Source organism: Lacticaseibacillus camelliae DSM 22697 = JCM 13995, from assembly GCF_001311195.1.
Classification (GTDB): Bacteria; Bacillota; Bacilli; order Lactobacillales; family Lactobacillaceae; genus Lacticaseibacillus; species Lacticaseibacillus camelliae.
In genome coordinates, this window is sequence record NZ_BBAJ01000042.1 from 1 (window position 1) to 20,255 (window position 20,255).

15 protein-coding genes and 6 pseudogenes are annotated in these 20,255 nt (G+C 58.4%); 6 read left to right on the forward strand and 15 right to left on the reverse strand.

Translation table 11 applies throughout. From position 1 onward, the window contains the following. The 4 genes and pseudogenes from JCM13995_RS08535 to JCM13995_RS08550 form a co-directional block, all read right to left on the reverse strand. Positions 1-291, reverse strand: a pseudogene (locus JCM13995_RS08535) (methylated-DNA--[protein]-cysteine S-methyltransferase); the annotation flags it as partial. Positions 292-420: 129 nt separating this feature from the next. After that, positions 421-1,538, reverse strand: a pseudogene (mnmA, locus tag JCM13995_RS08540) (tRNA 2-thiouridine(34) synthase MnmA). Between the two features lie 132 nt (positions 1,539-1,670). Then, positions 1,671-1,949, reverse strand: coding sequence for a hypothetical protein (locus JCM13995_RS08545; RefSeq protein WP_054664627.1), 279 nt, complete (start codon positions 1,947-1,949; stop codon positions 1,671-1,673). Between the two features lie 4 nt (positions 1,950-1,953). Further along, complete coding sequence (locus JCM13995_RS08550) at positions 1,954-2,202, reverse strand: helix-turn-helix domain-containing protein (protein ID WP_054664630.1); 249 nt, start codon at positions 2,200-2,202, stop codon at positions 1,954-1,956. Positions 2,203-2,440: 238 nt separating this feature from the next. On the opposite strand from JCM13995_RS08550, the gene JCM13995_RS08555 reads away from it, so the two are divergent. After that, positions 2,441-3,835 (forward strand): FAD-binding oxidoreductase, encoded by a 1,395-nt coding sequence (locus JCM13995_RS08555; protein WP_054664633.1) that lies wholly within the window; start codon positions 2,441-2,443, stop codon positions 3,833-3,835. Between the two features lie 60 nt (positions 3,836-3,895). Here JCM13995_RS08555 and JCM13995_RS08560 read toward each other — a convergent pair whose 3' ends face one another. From JCM13995_RS08560 to JCM13995_RS08585, 6 genes and pseudogenes are all read right to left on the reverse strand, one after another. Then, positions 3,896-4,237 carry a DUF1831 domain-containing protein gene (locus JCM13995_RS08560; protein WP_054664636.1) on the reverse strand — a complete coding sequence of 114 codons (342 nt, stop codon included), beginning with the start codon at positions 4,235-4,237 and terminating at the stop codon, positions 3,896-3,898. A 99-nt stretch (positions 4,238-4,336) separates the two neighbouring features. Beyond that, a pseudogene (locus JCM13995_RS08565) lies at positions 4,337-6,627 on the reverse strand (HAD-IC family P-type ATPase). A gap of 152 nt (positions 6,628-6,779) precedes the next feature. Further along, on the reverse strand, positions 6,780-7,940 hold the full coding sequence (locus JCM13995_RS08570; protein WP_054664639.1) for a cysteine desulfurase family protein: 1,161 nt from the start codon (positions 7,938-7,940) through the stop codon (positions 6,780-6,782). 12 nt (positions 7,941-7,952) lie between these two features. Further along, positions 7,953-8,645 (reverse strand): 5'-methylthioadenosine/adenosylhomocysteine nucleosidase, encoded by a 693-nt coding sequence (locus tag JCM13995_RS08575; RefSeq protein WP_054664642.1) that lies wholly within the window; start codon positions 8,643-8,645, stop codon positions 7,953-7,955. 65 nt (positions 8,646-8,710) lie between these two features. Further along, positions 8,711-8,981: pseudogene (locus JCM13995_RS08580) on the reverse strand (hypothetical protein). Beyond that, positions 8,974-9,510 (reverse strand): NUDIX hydrolase, encoded by a 537-nt coding sequence (locus JCM13995_RS08585; protein WP_054664645.1) that lies wholly within the window; start codon positions 9,508-9,510, stop codon positions 8,974-8,976. The pseudogene JCM13995_RS08580 and the gene JCM13995_RS08585 overlap by 8 nt, the downstream one beginning before the upstream one ends. A gap of 179 nt (positions 9,511-9,689) precedes the next feature. Here JCM13995_RS08585 and JCM13995_RS08590 point away from each other — a divergent pair, with 179 nt between their 5' ends. Both JCM13995_RS08590 and JCM13995_RS08595 read left to right on the forward strand, forming a co-directional pair. Continuing rightward, a complete protein-coding gene (locus JCM13995_RS08590) occupies positions 9,690-10,433 on the forward strand; it encodes a 5-bromo-4-chloroindolyl phosphate hydrolysis family protein (protein ID WP_054664648.1) in 744 nt (247 codons plus the stop codon). Then, positions 10,426-11,651: pseudogene (locus JCM13995_RS08595) on the forward strand (toxic anion resistance protein). Before JCM13995_RS08590 ends, JCM13995_RS08595 begins: the two are co-directional and overlap by 8 nt. A gap of 97 nt (positions 11,652-11,748) precedes the next feature. On the opposite strand, the gene JCM13995_RS08600 reads toward JCM13995_RS08595, so the two are convergent. The 3 genes from JCM13995_RS08600 to JCM13995_RS08605 are packed head-to-tail and all read right to left on the reverse strand — an operon-like array spanning position 11,749 to position 13,580. Continuing rightward, positions 11,749-12,414, reverse strand: a complete 666-nt coding sequence (locus tag JCM13995_RS08600) for a zinc-binding dehydrogenase (protein ID WP_225350812.1) — start codon at positions 12,412-12,414, stop codon at positions 11,749-11,751. Next, the gene (locus JCM13995_RS16065) at positions 12,396-12,725 is read right to left on the reverse strand and encodes an alcohol dehydrogenase catalytic domain-containing protein (RefSeq protein ID WP_225350813.1); all 330 of its coding nucleotides are present in this window, start codon (positions 12,723-12,725) and stop codon (positions 12,396-12,398) included. Before JCM13995_RS16065 ends, JCM13995_RS08600 begins: the two co-directional genes overlap by 19 nt. A gap of 51 nt (positions 12,726-12,776) precedes the next feature. Then, complete coding sequence (locus tag JCM13995_RS08605) at positions 12,777-13,580, reverse strand: MerR family transcriptional regulator (protein WP_054664652.1); 804 nt, start codon at positions 13,578-13,580, stop codon at positions 12,777-12,779. A 209-nt stretch (positions 13,581-13,789) separates the two neighbouring features. Here JCM13995_RS08605 and JCM13995_RS08610 point away from each other — a divergent pair, with 209 nt between their 5' ends. Next, positions 13,790-14,467 (forward strand): MmcQ/YjbR family DNA-binding protein, encoded by a 678-nt coding sequence (locus JCM13995_RS08610; RefSeq protein ID WP_054664655.1) that lies wholly within the window; start codon positions 13,790-13,792, stop codon positions 14,465-14,467. A gap of 63 nt (positions 14,468-14,530) precedes the next feature. Here JCM13995_RS08610 and JCM13995_RS08615 read toward each other — a convergent pair whose 3' ends face one another. Beyond that, positions 14,531-15,955 carry an MFS transporter gene (locus JCM13995_RS08615; RefSeq protein WP_054664658.1) on the reverse strand — a complete coding sequence of 475 codons (1,425 nt, stop codon included), beginning with the start codon at positions 15,953-15,955 and terminating at the stop codon, positions 14,531-14,533. Between the two features lie 337 nt (positions 15,956-16,292). Between JCM13995_RS08615 and JCM13995_RS08620 the strand changes: the two are divergent. Both JCM13995_RS08620 and JCM13995_RS08625 read left to right on the forward strand, forming a co-directional pair. Then, positions 16,293-17,058, forward strand: a pseudogene (locus tag JCM13995_RS08620) (substrate-binding domain-containing protein). Between the two features lie 132 nt (positions 17,059-17,190). Then, complete coding sequence (locus JCM13995_RS08625; protein ID WP_054664662.1) at positions 17,191-18,666, forward strand: MFS transporter; 1,476 nt, start codon at positions 17,191-17,193, stop codon at positions 18,664-18,666. 52 nt (positions 18,667-18,718) lie between these two features. Here the strand turns inward: JCM13995_RS08625 and JCM13995_RS08630 are convergent. Next, positions 18,719-20,255 (reverse strand): alpha-galactosidase (locus JCM13995_RS08630; protein ID WP_156314391.1); only part of this gene is annotated, 1,537 nt, incomplete at its 5' end.

A 20,255-nucleotide genomic window follows, 5' to 3' on the forward strand; every position in this document is an offset into this window, starting at 1 on the left:
CACCTCACCGTACGGCACCGCGAGCAGTGCCCGGGAAACGGCCTGCCGAAACGCGGTGCCGGTCAGCTTAAGCGGGAGCGTTTGGGGATCCGGCCTCTCGCCCGCAAAATAGTCCTGCAGCCACAGCCCGGTTTTGATCAAGACCGGCGTCACTTGACGCGGCACCTGCGTCAAGTCAAACTGCCCGCCAAAGTGATCCTGATCCTTGAACCAAATGCCCAGCAAATGGTCTGAGTCGGCCAGCAACGTCAACTCGCCGAACGGGGATTCATACGTGCTTTGTGCTTGCATCACGCACCTCCAATTGCCTATATTTTACCATACGAACGCGTGTTCCGAATAGTGGCCGACTCACCCGCTTAGGCGTTAAAAAAAACACCCCCGCTTGCGCAGGAGTGCCAGAGATTTTTGCCTAACTCATTACACGTACTGCAGGACCTGAGCATCGTTGTAGGCCACGTTAATGGTCCCACCACCGAAGCACTCCGTCCCGTCGTACAGGACAACGGCCTGGCCGGGCGTGATGGCCCGGACCGGGTGGTCGAACTCAATGCGGGCATTGTCGCCGTCAAGGTGCACGGTGACGCCGACATCCTGCTGGCGGTAGCGGAACTTCGCCGTGCAGTGAAAGTCGGTCGCAGGCGCCTTGCCGGTGAAGAAGTTCATGCCGGACGCGTCGAGCTGGTCGCCATCAGGTGCGGGTTGTTGTAACCCTGGCCGACATAGAGAATGTTCTTCTCGATGTCCTTGCCGACAACGAACCACGGCTCAGAGTTCTCCGAGTTGCCGCCGATGCCAAGCCCCTGGCGCTGGCCGATGGTGTAGTACATCAGGCCATCGTGCGTGCCCTTCTCCTCGCCATCATAGGTCATCATCTTACCAGGCTGAGCCGGCAGATAAGTGCTGAGGAACTGCTTGAAGTTCTTCTCGCCGATGAAGCAAATGCCCATGCTGTCCTTCTTGTGGGCAGTGGCCAGACCCGCCTTTTCGGCAATGGCCCGAACCTGCGACTTCTGCATGCCGCCAATCGGGAACATCGACTTCTTCAGCTGCGCCTGTGACAGCTGGCTGAGGAAGTACGTCTGGTCCTTGTTGGCGTCAGCGCCGCGCAGCATGTGCACGGTGCCGTTTTCGTCGGTCGTCAGTTGGGCGTAGTGGCCCATGGCAATGTAGTCGGCGTCAAGCTCCTCGGCGTAATCGAGAAACGCCTTGAACTTGATCTCTTTGTTGCACATCACGTCGGGATTCGGAGTGCGGCCGGCCTTGTACTCGTCCAGGAAGTACTGGAACACGCGGTCCCAGTACTCTTTTTCGAAGTTGATGCCGTAGTAAGGAATGCCGATCTCGTCGGCGACCTTAGCCACGTCCGCATAGTCGGTCGTGGCGGTACAGACCCCGTTCTCGTCTGTATCGTCCCAATTCTTCATGAACACCCCGACGACGTCATACCCTTGCTGCTTAAGGAGAAGCGCCGACACGGACGAATCCACGCCGCCGGACATCCCCACCACAACGCGGGTGTTGCTGTTGTCCAAAATGATCACCATCATTCAATCAGATTCTGGAGTTATCCGATTTGAAGGTCGTCAATTCCAGTAAGGTTAATTATACCAGTGCAACTGGGAAAAACAACGCTATCTGAAAGTAAGCAGTGCACGTCGCTTACACCCTCACTTGCGAATGTAATCCGCCCGGACAATGGCCATGTAATCCGCCTCCTGCGCTGGCGAAAACATGATGCCAGCCTGCCGCATGGCCTTACTGACGCCCAGCGACATCGTCTGCACCACATAGGCGACCGCCGTGACCCCTTGGATCAACAACTGGTAGTGCTGTTCCAGCACCGGCTGCAAGCTGGCGGCCTGCTCCGTGGTCAAGCTGGCGCTAAGGCTGATCAGATTGGCCAACACCAGGCGGCGCAGTTCGTCAGAGGTCGCTCCCCAGCTCACACTTTTACTTTGATCCCGCTGGCCGATCAGCGGCAGGCGCTTCTTTTTTTGGTTTCAACCCCACAAGCGCTTGCGGCGCCGCACCGAGCACACGGCTCAGTTGACCGAGTTGACTGAGCGTCGGAACGATTTGCCCATTTTCCCACTGGGCTACCGTTCCAGGAGTGATTCCCAGCAACAGCGCAGTGTCTTCCTGCGACTTTCCGCTCGCAGCGCGTCCGGCGGCCAGATACTTCCCAATTGCAAAAGCCATGTCAATCTCCTTCGGCCCACCACGGCAGGCCTGCTTGGTTTACTTGCAGCACAGCGGCTGCATGGCTCATACCATAACACTTTTTGCCTGCCGCATTTGAACATGACGAAAGTGTTAGCTGCACTGCCGGCAGAAATATCATCGGGAAGCAGGTACCGCCAATGGCTTATGGCACCCTTTTTGGTAAAATAGTGTTACGGTATTTTTGTAAGCGTTTTAAAGAAAGGAAGCCATTAGCATGACAGTTTTTGCGGCATTTTCTAACGATGAGATTCTTGCCGACCTCAAAGCCAATGTGACCGCCGGCAGCGTGATCACCGACCCGGCCACCTTGAAAAAGCAGTCTTTCTCCCCCAACCTGACCGACGATGATTCCGGACTGGCCCTCGCCTTCATCGAGGCGCACAGCACCGCCGACGTACAAGGCGTGCTGAAAACCGCGCGCAAGTACCACGTTCCAGTCGTCACCCAGAACCGGTTCACCAGTACGGTGATCGGGGCGGACGGTATCGCCGGCAGTTTCATTCTGTCCACCGCCGGCATGAACCAGATCAAGGAGATCAGCAAGGCCGACTCGCTGGCCGTCGTCGAGCCTGGGGTCATCAACGGCGACCTCGACCAGGCCGCCCGTAAGCAAGGCATGTTCTACGCGCCTGATCCTGGGTCGAAGCCGATTTCCGGCATCGGCGGCAACGTCGCGACCAACGCCGGCGGCATGAGCACCGTCAAGTACGGGGCGACCAAGGACAACGTGCTCGGCCTCAAAGTGGTGCTGGCGGACGGCCGCGAGCTGAAACTCGGCGGCCGCACGCTCAAGCAGGCGTTCGGCTACGATCTGACCCAGCTGTTTGTCGGCTCTGAGGGCACTTTAGGCATCATCACCGAGATCACGGTCAAGCTGATGCCGATCCCGCTGGGAACGCCGGTCATGGGCATGGCCTTTTTCGAGAACATGACGGCCTTGGCCGAGGCCGTCGCCGAGATCCGCATCTCGGGCGTCTACCCGACGATGCTCGAGGCGATGGATCACCCGACCATTCAGGCCATTGATCAGTACGATGGCACCGACTACAGCAAGGAGTCCGGGGCGATGCTGATTTTTAAAATCGATAACGGCACTAAGCAGGCCATGGACGTGCTGAACGCGCTGCTGACCAAGCACGGGGCCCGCGACATCACCGTCACCGAGAAGCCCGAGGAGCAGGCCCAGCTGGAAAAAGTCCGCCGCGACATGCTCCCAGCCATTTTCACCGGCCAGAACCACATTATGGAGGACATGGCGATGCCACTGTCCCAGCTGGCGCCGATGATGGACTACATCAAGCAGGTCGGCCAAGACCTCGGCCTGAAGATCTACACGGCGGGTCACGCCGGCGACGGCAACGTCCACCCGTCCATTGTCTGGCCGATTGAAGAAAAAGGGGTCCCGGCCAAAGTCAGCCAGGCGTTGTCCTTGATGTTCAAGAAAACACTGGCGTTGGGTGGCACCATTTCCGGCGAGCACGCCGTGGGGATGCTGAAGAACCAGTGGAACAACGCCGAGCTCGGCGAGGATGTTGACATGCTCCAGCACCAGATCAAGGCGCTGCTGGATCCAATGAACCTGCTGAACCCGAAGCGCAAGATCAACTAGCCGCCAATTGGACGCAAAAGGCCGCTGCGATTTAATTTTCGCAGCGGCCTTATTGTGCGCTCAGGCCTCTTCAAGCACCTGACGCTCGATCATGTTGTCAATAATGAAATGATACTGCTCCACGTTATCAGCGGTCTTGTCGGATTTGAAAATGTTGATGGCCTTCAGCCCGTTGGCCGTGGTCACACCCATTTGAAAGCCGGACAGGTCGGCCTTGAAGGTCACCTTCAGCTTATTGGCCTGGGTGAACGGCGAATTCGGGTCCAGCGACCGCTCCAGCTGGAAGTTGCCGTTCTTCGTTTTCACAAACCCCAGGTCCATCAGCGTGTAACGCTTGATCTGCGGTGAAATCTTGTAGGTCTTCGGATCGCCCAAGACGGAACCAGTTGCCTGTAATGCCATAACTCCCACTCCCTGTGCGCACAGCGGCGCTTGTATTCGCTTTTATCTTACCATAATCGCCTATCCGGGGCCAAAGATTGCCGCGCAATCGTTGGCGTTTCACGCCGCGGGGTGCAGCCACCGCGTCAAGCCGGTCAACAGGACTCCCACCACCAGCGTCAGGGCAAGCGCGAGAAAAATGATGGGCAACCGGACTGCCGTGACGCCCAGCCCGACCCCAGCCAAGATCATGGTCACGACGGTGTTGCCCCCGATGGCCCAATTGACCTGCTTGCTGGCGGCGCTGGCCCAAAATGGTTTGGTGGTGCGGGTCATCAGGATGGTGAGCATTGCGCTAAACATCAGGAAGCAGAACAGCGCGGTGCTGATCTGAGCCGCGGTTTGCCCAACGTGGATCAGCCACAGCAGCCAGCCAAACCCGGCAAACGTCCACCCACCGGCGTAAAGACCGGCCGTTTTGCTCAATTTTTTTTCATGTCCCAGCGCTCCGGCTGGTGGCTGATCTGCGCGTGGTCGGTGCCCAGCACCAGCGTGACCAAATCGTTGAGCAGCGCGACTAGGATCATCGCATTCAAACTCAGCGGCAGGAAGCCGAAGATCAGGTAGCCGAACGTCAGCAGGATGCTGAGCTGAGCCGCCCGCGACAGCTTGGTGATGGTCCAGGTCATCATGCGTTTGTACACCCGGTGGCCGCTGTCCAGCACGTTGGTGATCGAACTCAATCCCGGCGTCAAAAGCACCATGCGCGCCGACCGCTTGGCCAAATCCACGGCGGTCGCAACCGCGATTCCCAGGTCCGCCTGCTTCAACGCGGGCGCATCATTCACGCCGTCACCGGTCATCCCGACGATATAACCGGCCTTTTGAAAATTGGTGACCATGGCCAGTTTATCCTCAGGGACGACATCGGCGATGCCGGCGAGGTCATCCAGCGGCTGATGCGGTGTTAGCTCAGAGATAGAAATCACGCGGCCGGGCAACCCGACCTGCTTGGCCACGGCCGCCGCTGTTTTCTGGTTGTCCCCAGTCAGCATCAGCACCTTGACGCCGTGGGCGCGGATCTCAGCGAGAGCTGCCGCGCTGTCCGCACGCGGCTGATCCTGCATGATGAACAACCCGACCATTTGGTCCGCGACTGCAACGGCGGTCGTGCGACCGGCGGAAAAATCAACGCTGGCAGGGAGCGTAAAAGCCGCCGTGATCTTGGTCAGCTGCTTCAGAGAGCCGAGCCGGACCATTTGCGGCCCTGCCTCAGTTGACACCTGAACTTGGGAGTAGCCAGTGCCGGAATCAAACGGCAGGTAATTGGTTTGTGTCAGTGGGGCAACCTGCTTTTGGCCGGCGTAATTTTGAATGGCCGCATCAATCACGCTGGGCTTGCGCTGGTCAGTCGCGGTCAGCGCCAATTGCAGGACAGTCTCATCTGGCTGCGCCGACAAGTTGTAAAAAGCCACCACACTGGGCTTGTTGGCCGTGATGGTGCCGGTTTTGTCGACCAGCAGCACGTTCATGTTGGCCGCCTCTTGAATTCCGGTCAAATCGCTGACCAGGACTTGTTGGCCGCTGAGCACCTTGGCCTCCACGGAGTTGGCCACGGCAAAACTGGAGGGCATGGCGATCGGAATCGTCGCGATCACCAGCATCGCCAAAAATGGCAACAGCGCCAGCAAACTCTGCCCGCGCACCAGGGTTGCCACAATCAGAATCACGGCCAGGACTGCATCCACCGCGGCCAGGTAGCCGATGATTTTGCCCAGCAGCTGCTGCAAGTGCCCAGGCGCCGAGCTTTTGTTGATGAGGCTGATGGTTTTGCCGGAACGACTGGCCTTCCCGGTGGCCGTGACGCGGCCCAAGGCGTGGCCGGCAGTCAGCTCGGTGCCGGCAAATGCGGCATCGCCGACGCGCCGAGACACGCCTTGGGCTTCCCCTGTGATCGAGCTTTCGTTGAGGTCGGCGTGGCCTTGGAGCAGGTTCACATCCGCCGGCACCAAGTCGCCTGAAGTCAAGCTGACGAGGTCGCCGACCACCAGCTCGCGCGCCGGCACCCGCCGCCACTGGCCGTCGCGCATAACGGTCGCCGTCAGCGTCAGCTGGTCGGTGAGCCCGGACAGAATTTTGGTCGCCTTGCGGTTCTGAACCGCGCCGTTCACGGCTGCAAACAGCAGCATGACGATGATGAAGCCGGCCTGAATGCCCTTGCCAAGGATAATTTCCAGCAGCAGTGCCCCTTCCAAGATCCAAGCGGAGGGTTCCCACAGGCGCTGCGCGATCGCCCGGGGAAAGCTGAAGGGTTTTTCCGCCACCTCGTTGGGCCCGTCCTTGGCCAAACGCGCCTTTGCTTCGACCTGCGTTAATCCAGAAAGAGTGCTTTTTTTCCTCCGCCAATTCAATTCCTCCCTCAAAAATCCCCTAGTCACTACTTCCACTCTACGCTTTTGCCCCCAGCCACTGAAAGCCCGGCGCAGATTTTACCTTTTCTTTCAACTGGACACCAAAACACCGAACCCACAGAGACGCTGCGAATTCGGTGCTTTAGTCGTGCCTAAGCGTTGGCTTTCTTACGGAGCCGGTTGACGATTTTGACCAGGGCGTCGCTGAATTGCACGATGTCCATGGTGGTGTTGAACGCGCCGAAAGACACTCGGATCGATTCTGCGACGCGCGGTGAATCCGCGCCGTACATGGCGGTCAAGACGTGCGACGGCTCAAGCGAGCCAGCCGTGCAGGCGGAGCCACCTGAAATGGCAAATCCGGCCAGATCCAGGTTGGTCTGCAGCGCGTAGGTCGAGACGCCGGGCAGCCAGAGGTTGAATACGTGATTGAGCGCATCCGGCTTCAGCGGGCCGTTGACCTTGAAGTCCACGCCTGCGGCCTTAAGCGCGTGCATGATCTGCTCCTTGAAGCCGTAGTACTTGGCCTGCCGGTCTGCCTTTTCCTGCGACGTGATGAGGCGCACCGCCTCGGCAAACCCGGCCACGGCCGGTGGATTCTCAGTGCCCGCCCGGCGCTTCATTTCCTGCTCGCCGCCGCGCAAGAACGGTGGGAAGTTGATCCCGGTGCGCCGGTACAGGAAGCCGATACCCTTGGGGCCGTTGATCTTGTGGGCGGACACGCTCAGCATGTCCACGTGCAGTGCATCCACGTCAATGTCGAGCAGCCCGAACGCCTGGGTCGCGTCCGTGTGGAACCAGGCCTGGTGGTCGACAAGCCGCTCCCCGATTTGCTGTATCGGCATGCGCGAGCCGACCTCGTTATTGCCCATCATAATCGAAACCAAGATGGTGTCGTCATCCAGCGCGGCGTCGAAGTCGGCCAAACTGATCTCGCCTTCCTCGTTCACCGGCAAATAGGTGACCCTAAAGCCCTCTTTTTCCAGCTGCGCCATCGGCTTTAGTACGCTGAGATGCTCGATGGCCGTGGTGATGATGTGCTTGCCGAGCCCGGCCCGCGCGTGTGCCGTTTGCATGATGGCCGTGTTGTTGGCCTCCGTCGCGCCGCTGGTGATCACGATGTCATTGGGGTTGGCGTTGATACTTTTGGCCAGCACAGCGCGGCTGTCGTCCATGACGGCGCGCGCGTTGCGGCCGAACCAGTGGGTCGAGCTCGCATTGCCAAAATCAGACTGCATTTGCGTGGTCATGGTCTCGATGACTTTTTTTGCCATCGGAGTTGTGGCCGCGTTATCGAGATAGATGTGATCCAAATCTCTCGCTCCTTATTTCAAGTTGTGAATGTACGCCAGCAGCATCGCCGCCGAGCGTTTGCCCGCGTCAATAATGAAATCGTCAAAGTTGACCGAGGCGCTGTCATCGCCGTTGTCGCTCATCGCACGGATGATGACAAACGGCGTGTGGAATTCGTGCGCAACTTGGCCGACCGCGGCGCCTTCCATTTCGCTGGCCAACGCGTCCGGATACATGGCCAAAATGCGCTTGACGGCACTTTGGCTAGAAACAAACTCATCGCCGGACACAATCAAGCCAACGTGCGTCTTCAGGTCCGTCTCGCGCGCGGCCTGGGCAATGGCCTCAACCACCTGCTGATCAGCGTCAAAATAAAGGGGCTGCTGCGGCAGCTGGCCCGGCTTGTAGCCAAACGCCGTGGCGTCCACGTCGTGATAGGCGACCTTGCTCGAAATCACGACGTCACCGATGTTCAGCCCCTGGCCGATGCCGCCGGCCGAACCTGTGTTGATCAGCACATCCGGCTGATACTGGCTGAGCAGCACCGTCGCCGTCATCCCCGCCTGCACCTTGCCGATGCCGGATTCAACCACAGTCACCTCGGTGCCGTCAATGGTGCCGTGGTAATAATGCTGGCTGGCCACGACCCATTCTTCTTGATCTGCCAGCTTGGGCAGCAGCGTGCGGATCTCTTCTTCCATCGCGCAGATAACGCCTATCTTCATTAAAGTTCATCCCTTCTATGACAGTGAAAAAGCAACTGACTAATTGTACGCCAGGCGAGCGAAAATTACAGCTTAAACAGCACCAGCGCGACCACAATGAGCAGCACCACCACGATCCCGATCGCCCAGTTAAGGCGTTTTTTTTAAGCTGTTGACCTTCCTGAAGGTCTGCTCGTCAAAATCGCCGCGGTGCGGCGCTTTCGGTGCCTTGTCTGGATCATGGGCCTGCTTGGCGTACTCGCGCTCGGTTTCAACGCGCTTGGCATCGCGCTTTTCGGCCTCGCGCTCGGCCTGCTTTTGCTGCTGACGGTACTCTTTGCGGGTTAACTCAGGCATCTTGCACCCCCTGAAGCGCCCAAAGCGCCAGGCCCAGCGTCGTTTTGGCGTCGCAGATCAAACCGTCCGCCTGGGCCTGTTTGGCCTGCGCCAGCGTCAGCCACTCACCGGTGACAAATTCGCCAACGTCCTGGCTGCGCTGCGCGGCTGGCGCGTGCAAGCGGCGGGCCGAAAACAGCGTCGTTTCGGCGTCGGAAAACCCTGCGCTTTGGTAAAAGTGCGTCAGCGGCGCCCACTCGTCAGCGGCCAACTGGGCCTCCTCATTCAGCTCGCGCTTGGCGGCTTCAAAGGGGGTTTCCCCAGGATTGATCTTGCCCGCCGGCAGCTCTATGGTCTCCTGGCCGATTGGGGTGCGCCACTGGCGGACAAACAGGGCCTTGTCTTGGTGTACGGCCAGCACCCCCGCCGCACCGGTCGTGTGAACCAGAGTCCTTTTCGCCATAGTATTGTCCTCCAGTCGTACTGTAAGCTGACTCAGCGTCAGGATCTGGTCCTGATAAATCTGCTGTCGTCCTTCGATTTTTTCCATCCGGGAGCCTTCCTTCTTGCCGCCTGGGCAGGCGTCATCAACCCTATGATACCAATGGCCGGCGAGAATACCAACGCCTTTAGAAATCCTTCAGGAAAGTCCATCGCAAGCCCGATATTTGGGGGTTGATAGTATGGTAAACTGAAGGCACGAAAGCATATTCAGGAAGTGAAAAAACGTTGAAGAAACCAGAAAAACGCATCCGCTGGCTGCGCGTGGGCCTGTGGGCCGCGGCCGGCTTGGTGATTGGCTTGTTGACCCAGCACCTGTGGGTCGGCCTGTTCGTCATGGTGGTCTTCGCCGGGGCCCGGCTTGTCGGCGAGCTGAGCCGGCCGGTCGAGAAACCGGCCACCCCACCGATCACACCGGATATGGCCGCCCACTACGCTGAGTCCGGCCTGAGCGAAAGTGAGATCAACCTGTTTCGCGAGACAATGGACCAGGCGGCTGATGAGATTCACGAGTTCGAGGCCATCGCCGACCGCGTGCCGAAGATCAAGACCATTGCTGTGAACGCTGACCTGCTCGACATCATGCACGCCTACTTCAAGGCCATCGTGCAAACCCCCAAGAAGCTGGGCGCAGCCGGCAAGTTTATCTACGAGCAGCTGCCAAATGTGCTAAGCATCGCCCAGAAATACGAAACCATCACGCACCACGAGGTCAAAACGCAGGATACTTACGACGTGCTGACCACTGCGGCCAACACCCTGCGTGATCTCGCCGATACGATCAAGGACGGCTACAGCGAATTTGTGGAAAGCGATATCGATGACCTGGAAGCGGACATTGACTTGGCCAAAAAGCAGATCAAGCCGCGCCTGGCCGAATCGACCGACACCGTGGACCGCAGCATTCATTTAACACCAGAGCACGCCACCATCACACCAAAATCAGAAGAAACGGGGCAACAGCATGAGTGATGAAGAAGCAAAAACCACCGCACAATCGGCAGCCACCAGTACTGCCGCGGATTCAAACCTGGTCGCCGACCTGTTGAGCCAGCCGTTTGCGACCCAGACGCCCAGCAGCACCGCCGCGGCAGCGCCGGCCAGCGCCGCCAGTGATAATCCCACGGCCAAGCTGACCCCTGAGCAGGAGAAACAGGCGCAGGACCTGGCGGCACAAATCGACGTCAAAAATAATGACGGCGTGATGAGCTACGGCGCCCAGGCCCAGCAGCAGCTCGGCCAGTTTTCCCAGACGATGCTGGATAAGGTGCAAAGCCAGGACACCGGCGCGGTCGGGGACGCCCTTACCAGCCTGATGGCGCGCCTCAACGAGGCCAATCCGGACGAGCTGCGCGCCGAAAGCAACAACGTGTTCAAGAAGATTTTTGGCAAAGTGCGGCGCTCGATTTTTGAAATCACCGCCAAGTACCAGAAAATCGGTGCGCAAATCGACACGATCGCCGCGCGGCTGACCAAGGAGCAGCAAGGCCTGCTCAACGACAACAAGATGCTCGATGAGCTGTACGCCCAGAACAAAGCGTACTTTGACGCCTTGAACATCTACATTGCCGCCGCCAAGATCAAGCAGGACGAACTGCTGAACAAGACCATCCCTGCCGCCCTCGCCGACGCCCAGGCCTCCGGCGACCAGATGAAGGTCCAGGAAGTCAACGACCTCAAGCAGTTCGAAACCCGGCTGGAAAAGCGCGCGTACGACCTCCAGCTGCGCGCGAGATCACACTGCAGCAGGCGCCGCAGATCCGCCTGATTCAAAACACGAACCAGGCCCTGGCGGAAAAGATCCAGGCCAGCGTCAATACGGCCATTCCGCTGTGGAAGAATCAAGTCGCCATCGCCCTGACCCTCCTGCGGCAAAAGGATGCAGTCACCGCGCAGCGCCAGGTCTCCGAAACCACCAACGACCTGCTCAAGAAAAATTCGTCAATGCTGAAGATCTCGGCCGTTGAAACCGCCAAGGAAAACGAGCGCGGCGTGGTCGATATCGAGACTTTGACCCAGACGCAAAACGATTTGGTCGACACCTTGCAGCAGACCCTGCAGATCCAGCAGGAAGGCCGGGCCAAGCGCCAGGCCGCAGAGCAGGAACTCGGCAAGATGGAGGAAGACCTCAAGAACCACCTGCTCGATTACACCCACGGCAACATGCAGGGCAAAAATCCAAAGGCCTAACAGCTTCTTGCAACCAGTCGCTCAAGCGGCTGGCTTTTTTGTCTGGCAGACAAAACCGCACGCCTGTTGATCAGGGTGTGCGGTCGCATAACGGAAATTAATCTAACACCACCACGTGCTTGCCGACAAAGTGGCCGGATTCCAGGTTGGCCTGGGCCTCACCGACTTCTGAAAGCCCGTGATAGACCTTGGCGATTGGAACGCTCAGCTTGCCGGCTTTGGCCTCCGCCAGGACTTGGTTGAAGATCTTGGCCGGCAGGTCTTGGGCTTCACCGGCATAACTGGTCAAGAACTTGCCGCTGGGGATCATGAACGGTGAGAAGTGCTCGATTTCCCAGCCGCCGCCAAGCCCGCCAGTGAAGCAGAGCTTACCAGCTGGTTTGACCGCGCCAAAGGTGTCCGTCAGCGTCGTGGTGCCGACCAGCTCGAGCGCCTTATCCACGCCCTCAGGAAGCAGGTCGTGCACCTGAGCGGCAATGTGCCCGTCGTCGATGAGCACATGATCTGCGCCCATGGCCGTTAGTTTGGCCACCTTGGCCTGGCTGCGAGTCGTGGCGAGGACGGTCGCCCCCAGCATTTTAGCCAAGCCGATGCTCATGAGCCCGACTGTTGACGAACCGCCGCGAATCAGCACGGTGTCACCGGCCGTCAGGTTTAACCCCTTGTTCAGCGAGCCGTAAATCGTCTGCAGCATTTCCGGCAAGGCGCCAACAAGGTCCCAGTCAAGATCAGTCTCCAGCGGAATCATTGCCGCATGCGGCACCAGGCAATACTCGGCGTAAGAGCGTCAATCGCACGGCCGAGGCCGTCCATCATCATCGCCACTTTCTGGCCGCGCTGGTACGGTGAGTCGGCAGCCGGCGTGTCGATCACGCCTGTGCCTTCAATTCCCAGAATTCGGGGATACTGGAAATCGCCATCGGATTCGCCCTTGCGGCTGGTGACTTCCGACTCATTCACACGAAAGGCCTTGACCTGCACCACGTCAAACCCCGCCTTGGCCTCTGGCTTTGGCACCTCAACGGGTTTCAGCGCACTGGCCTCACACGGCCCAGTTAATCTAATTGCTTGCATATTCGTTTCCTCCTTGGTTGTCTGATTGGACAATGCTTCTGGTTCAACCAATTAATCCAGCGCGTACTCGAGCCAGCCGTACGGCGTTGCGCCTTGCGCCACCACCGCGTCATGGTCATTGATCTGCCACAGATGCGTGCTCGGGTGCAGCCCCGCGGTCTGGCAGAACTGGTTCAGTTCGTTAAGCCCACGGGTGATCCCGTCCAGCGTGTTGGCAACGCGCACGCGAACATACCGGCCCGCCGGCTTTTTGATCAGCGGCAGCAAGGTTTCGTCAGGCTTGCCCTGCGTTTCTTTAAGGATCCGAAATGAGGCGTCCATGTACCCTGCCGGATCCTCAACCGGCAAATCGGTTAAATACCCTGAAGTGGCCGTGTTCATCAGCGCCAGCGCGTCCAGCTTCTGATAAAACTCTGAAAACAGCTGAGCGACCTCTTCTTCGGTGCAGTCCACCGCCTTGCGGGAGCACCAGAATGTTGCGGACTTCAGCGTCGCGACCACCGGCGCGTATAACTTGCCGGCCGGCGCCTTGCCGGGCCGCGTCAGCCGCTGCTGAATCACCGCCTGCACGCGCTGCAGATCCTCGATCTGACTGGTGATTTTGGCCTGGGCTTCCTGCAGCTGCGGGATGGCCTGCCGGTTGTCGGCGGACCTAATGGCCTTGATCTGATCAAGCGACAGCCCAATGTGGCGCAGGCCAAGGATGGTCATCAGGTCGTACAGCTGCGAATACTCATAGTACCGATATCCCGTGTCGCTCACCTTCGCCGGCTTAAAAAGCCCCTGCTCATCGTAAAAAATCAGGGTTCGTCTGGTGGTATTGGCTAACTTGGCCATTTCACTAATTTTGAGCATGGCACTGTCCTTTGGGTTGACTGTCACGTAACGGTATGGTTTATAACTAGTGTAACACAGTGATTCAGGCCGGCATTTTGCCGTGCAACTGCCACCGACAACCTTAGAATAAACTGTGACGCCACCTGACAGTCAAGCCATTTTACCTCAAATTGCCAACCGCTTTGATTAACTCGCTACCTTGATGACTCCCCGAAAGAAGGACGACTATGACCACCTTACAACACTCAATTCAAGACACGATTTTTCACAATCGCCAGCCCGACGCCAAAAAGCTGGCCGCCTATGGGTTCAAACAGACCGGTACCGGCTGGCGCTACCAAACTGCGTTGGTCCCGGGCTTCAGCCTCACCGTCAACATCGATGGGAAGACGATCACCAGCCCGGTGACTGACCAGGAATCGGGCGACTTGTACACCCTCCACCTGGACCCGGCCAACTCGGGGATGTTCATCGGTCAGATCCGCGGGGCCTACATCGCCGCCTTGACGGCAATCTCAAAGGACTGCTTCGTGCCGACCATGTTCGACGCCGGGCAGATGAAAAAAATTACCGCGGCCATCGACGAGGCGTTCGCTGAACAGCCTGAATACCTGTGGAAGCAGTTTCCCAACAACGCAATCATTCGCCGCAGCGACAACCGCAAGTGGTACGCCTTGATGGTCAAGGTGACCCCGGACAAAGTCGGCCTGACCGGCGCTGACCCCATTGACATTCTGGTGCTGCGCGCCGACCCACAAGCCATCGAAACGCAGCTGAAAAACGGTCAGGCGCTGCCAGCCTATCACATGAACAAGAAGCACTGGCTATCCTATCAGTTGGACGCCGGTACCCCACTCGCCACCTTGATGGCCCGAGTGAAGGCCAGCCGCGACTTAGCCAAGTGATTCCCACAAAATCAATAGGCACCGAAACTGACGACAAAATCAGCTTCGGTGCCTATTTGGTGCTCACTTGCGCATGGTGATCATGCGGTAGGCGGTCAGCAGCACGGTGATCGTGCACATCACCACCGCGACGCTGAAGGCCACGTGCATTCCGTTGATAAACAGCTGCGGCTGCCCGGCCACGAAGGTTGTGACCTTGCGTCCGGCCTCACGGCTCATCGCGGCATAAAGCACCGTGGTTGACGCGGAGATGCCAACGACCATCCCCATGTTGCGGGCCAGCGCATTCAGGCCGCCGGCGATGCCCAGATCTTTGGGAGCGACCGCCGACATCACCAACGTGTTATTCGGCGACTGGAACGCCCCGTTGCCAAAGCCCATCACGGCGATGATCACACAAACCAGCAGCCACGGGGTGGTCAGGCTCAGCGTGACGTACCCGATCTGCACGACCAGGATCACCAGCAGCCCCACCAGCGTGATGACATACGGCCCGATTTTATCCGACAGAGAACCGGACAGCGGCGCCACGATCACCTGCACAATGGGAAACAGCATCAGCATGTACCCGGCCGTCGTTGCCGACAATCCCCGCGCATTTTCCAGATAAAAGGGTGAGATCACATTGAAGAAGAAGTTGGTGACGAAAATTAAAAACCCGGCGAACAGTGAAATCGTGAACTCCTTGTTGGCAAACAGCGACAGTGCCAGCATCGGATCGGCAGTGTGCTGCTCGATCCAGATAAACGCACCAAAGGCAATGATCGCCACCGCGAACATTGCGAGGATCACCGGCCGCGTAAACCCAATCTCCTGACCGATGAAAATTCCGGCAAACAGCGGCACGATAAACAGCGCAAACGCGACAAACCCGGGCCAATCAATGTTCGCCTCACTGTGATCGATGTCCTTCGGAAACACGACTTGGCCGACGATGATGGCCAGAATGCCCAGCGGCACGTTGATCCAGAAAATGTAGCCCCACGGCAGCACGCCGAGGATCAAGCCGCCGAGGCCCGGCCCGGCAATCGAGCCCACGGCGACGAACGACCCAATCATGCCCAAGGCCCGCCCGCGCTCCTTGAACGGGAACACCTCCGTCACGATGCCATTGCTGTTGGCCATCGTCATGGAGGCCCCCAACGCCTGAACGACCCGCGCCGCCAGCAGCATCACAAACGAGTGATTGAAACCGGCAAACAGCGACCCGATGGTAAACAGCACTTCGCCCATCCGAAAGATGCGAATTTTGCCGTAGATGTCACCCAGCTTGCCCATGAGCAGAAGCAGTGCGCAGATCACGATCAGATAAATCGAGACCGTCCACTCCGCCAGGTTCATCGGCAGGCGCATGTCTTTGGCGATGACAGGCAGCGCAATGTTCACAATCGAAGCATCCAGCGTGGACATGATGGTGAACATCCCGACTGCGGTCATGATCCACCAGCGGTTCTTCTGCACGTGCGGATCGTCGACGTAATTTTTCATTGTTGGCCTCCAGTATCCTAAATTGGCCTCTTTATTATATGGTGTCAGTTTCAGAAACACAATTGACACAGCTGGCAATATTTACGCAAGTGGGTCCTTGTCTTTACACCGGATACCTAACTATTACACCCAACCTGCAAGGCTTTTACACTTCCCGCGTATGCTTAACTCATTCCACTAGGGGAGGAAATATTCATGAAAAAAAGGTTCCGTATTGAAAAAGGGGTCACTGCTGCTCACGGTCGGGGTCGTCCTGATCCTTGCCGCCTGTGGCGCTAAGCAAGGCACCGGCGCCACCAAGCCATCAACGGCCAAGGCCGCCGACTCAACTAAAATTATGGCCGTGGGTTCCACGGCCCTGCAGCCGTTGGTCGAGCAGGCCGCTGCCCAGTACCAGGAAAAGACACCAGGCGCCAACATCACGGTCCAAGGTGGCGGCTCCGGGGCCGGCCTGTCTCAAGTCCAATCAGGCGCCGTCACGATTGGGAACTCCGACATTTCGCCGAACAGCAAAAAGGCATTGCAGCCACTAAGCTGGTCGATCACCAGGTCGCGGTGGTCGGCATGGCACCGGTCGTCAACCCGGACACGAAAGTCACCAACCTCAGCTCAAAACAGCTGGTAGACATATTCACTGGCAAGGTCACCAACTGGAAGCAGGTGGGCGGCGCGACAAGGCAATCGTCCTGATCAACCGCGCCCAGGGGTCCGGGACTCGCGCGACGTTCGAGCAGTTCGCCCTCAAGACTAACAAGGTCAAGACTGCTCAGGAACAGGATTCCAGCGGCACCGTGCAGAAAATGGTCTCAAGCACGCCTGGCGCCGTTTCCTATCTCGCCTTTTCTGCCATTAAGGAAGGCGTCACCGCGGTGGCCCTCAACAACGTCAAGCCAACCGACGCCAACGTGACCACCAACGCCTGGCCGGTGTGGGCATACGAGCACATGTACACCAAGGGCTCACCGAACGCGGCAACGGCCAAATTCATCCACTTCATCCAGAGCAAGCCCGTGCAAAACAATTTGGTCAAGAAAATGGGCTACATTCCCGTCGTCGACATGAAAGTGGCACGCACCCATGACGGCACAATTGAAGACAAGTAACATGCATTCAAGCACTGACCCCTGTGGTCAGTGCTTTTTTTTGCTTCCGGTCAACATGGACGCCGCGCCGTGAAAAGCATAAGATTATCTATGCATGTATTTTTCATGACACTAATTGAGAGAAAGTCGTTTATGTCTAAAAGCAACATTAGACTCGTCACTGTCGCCTTACTGCTGGCCAACGTCATGTCCGGAATCGACAGCACCATTGTCAACACCGCACTACCCGCCATCATCGCCGACCTGCACGGGCTACAGCTCATGGCGTGGATAGTCGCCGTCTTTCTGCTGGGCACCGCCGTGTCCACGCTGCTGTGGAGCAAGCTCGGGCAGCGCAGGTCGTACAAATTCGCCTACCAGCTTGCGGCTTTGACTTTTGTTATCGGGTCACTGCTTCAGGGGCTGTCGCCTAACATATGGCTCCTGATCATCACCCGCGGGATCGCTGGGATCGACAACGGCGGCATGATCTCGCTGCCGTACATTATGTTCGTCGACCTGTACCCGAACGTGCGCGACCGCATGAAGACGCTGGCCCTGGTGTCCGGCTTCTATAGCTTTGCGACCATCATCGGGCCGCTGGTCGGCGGCTTCCTCGTCGATGCCTTGTCCTGGCACTGGATTTTTTACATCAACGTGCCAATTGGCCTGCTGTCGATCCTGCTGGTGCAAATTTACTACAAGGTGCCACGCAGCGCGCCTGTCGCCGCACCGCTTGATGTGCGCGGCAGTGTCGCGCTGGTCGTGCTGCTGATCAGCCTGCTTGGGGCCATTGAAATGATCGGCATGGTCAAGCTGCCAGTGATCCTTGGCTTGGTGGTCGTCGCGGTCTTGGCCATGGTCTTGCTACTGCGCACCGAAAAGCACGCCAAAGATCCGGTCATCCCACTGCGGGTGTTTCGGAATTTTCCGCTTGTAATGGATTTTCTGCTGTTCACCCTGGTCTGGGGGGCTTTCGTGGCGTTTCTGACTTACGCTCCGATGTGGGCACAAGGCCTGCTCGGCACGACCGCGCTGGTCGGCGGGGCAACGCAGATCCCTGCTGCCTTCACCAACGTCGCCGGCTCGGAGTCCGTGCCGATGATGCGGCGGCACTACACCCCGCACCAGGTGCTGACGTTCAACATTGTCCTGCTGACGATCAGTTTTGTCCTGATGGCGGTCCTGAACGTGCACGCGCCATTTTGGCTGCTACTGGTCGCCGGCGCCTTTGAAGGCTGGGGCAACGGGGCCTGCTTCAACGAGCTGCAGGTCAAGGTCCAGGTCGACGCCGAAGAACAGGACGTTTCGGTCGCCACGTCGTTCAGCTTTCTGATCCGCATGCTCAGCCAAACTTTCACCGTGGCCATTTTTGGTCTGCTGATGAACCAGCAGCTGGCCAAAGGGGTGGCATCCCATCCCGGCATCACCATGGGCATGATGAACAAACTCAGCGACTCTAACAGCGCCGCCAGCCTGCCCAAAAAGCTCCTGCCGGCGATGCGCGAGATCCTGCACAGCGGCCTGCACAACATTATGCTGCTGGCCTTAGCACTGATGCTGATCTCCCTGGTCCTGAACCTCTACGCCGGGCGCAAAGAGGCCAGCCTCAAAACCAGAGCCCAGTGAGACTCAAGAGACAACAAGAGGCAGCGCGCTTGCGCTGCCTCTTTTCTGTGCCTCAGACCCGCGTCAGGTCCAGCACGATGCTTTCAAAGTCGTGGGTCAACAGCTGATTCAGGTACAGCCCGTAATTCATCAGCTCGTCGCCCTGCCACTGCCGCACGCCGTCCGAATACGTCGCATCAGGGGTGAGCCCGACCAGTTTGATGTTGCGCAGCGGCTTGGACGCCTGGTTCAGGCTCTGCACGTACACGACCCGCGCGTTCGCCCTGGCTTGGTCGACGAACATCCAGGCACCGTCCTGCTGCGTGAACGGGTCCAGCAACCGGTAAAACGTGCCAAACTGGATCAGCTGCCGGTGTGCCTTGTAATCGCCCACGGCCTGCTTCAAGACCGCCAGCGTCGCGTCATCTTTTTTGGTCAGATCCTGCATCAGCCCAAAATTCCCCGACTCGGCCACGGCCAACCGCGTCGCCAGCGGCGTGACCCGCCCCACCTGGTCATTGGGCACCTCGGACAGGTGCGCGTCCATCATGATCGGCGGAAAAATCAGGCTCGTGCCGTACTGAATCTTCATCCGCTCGATTGCGTCAGTGTTATCAGAGGTCCAGCTTTGCGGCATGTAATAACTCATGCCGGGATCAAAGCGGCCGCCACCAGCGGAGCAGTTCTCAAACAGGACGTTCGGATACTGAGTCGTCAGCTTATCCGCGAGGTCGTATAGGCCCAGGATGTAGCGGTGCAGCGTCTCCATTTGGCGTTCCGGGGGCAGCTTGGCGCTGGCGACTTCAGTGATGTTGCGATTCATATCCCACTTGATAAAATCGATGGGCACGGTGTCCAGCACCGTCGCGATCTGCTGCTCGATTGCCGCGCGCACATCCTGCCGGCTGAAGTCCAGCACCAGTTGATGGCGGCCGGTGGACAACGGATACTTCGGGACACCCAGCACCCAATCCGGGTGCTGGCGGTAAAGCTGACTATCCGGCGAAACCATTTCCGGCTCAAACCACAGACCGAATTTCAGCCCCAAGTGGTGAATGTCCTGCGCCAGCTTGCCCAAACCTTCAGGAAGCTTTTTCAAGTCGGGATGCCAGTCCCCCAGCGACGAACGGTCATCGTTGCGATGGCCAAACCAGCCATCATCCAGTACGAACAGCTCCGCGCCGACCGCTTTCGCCTTTTTCGCTAGAGCCAAGATGCGGGCCGCGTCAAAGTGAAAGTATGTCGTTTCCCAGTTGTTGATCACCACTGGCCGTACCTGGTCGCGGAACCGCCCACGCGTCAGGTGCTTGCGATACAGCTGATGAAAGGCCTGCGACATGCCGTTCAAACCAGCACTGCTGTACACCATCACTACTTCAGGCGTTTGAAAGCTGGCGTCTGGCTTGAGCTGCCAGCGAAAATCGCTGCTGCCGATACCGCCGGTGAGGCGGGTCTGATCGTACGGATCCACCTGGGCGCTGAGTTCAAAATTACCGCTGTAGACCAGGTGCACCGCGAACACCTCGCCGCTGCGCTCGGTGGTTTCCGGCCGCACTAGCGCCATGAAGGGTTGCTGATGCGCACTGCTGGCCCCGCGCCGGCTTACCAAG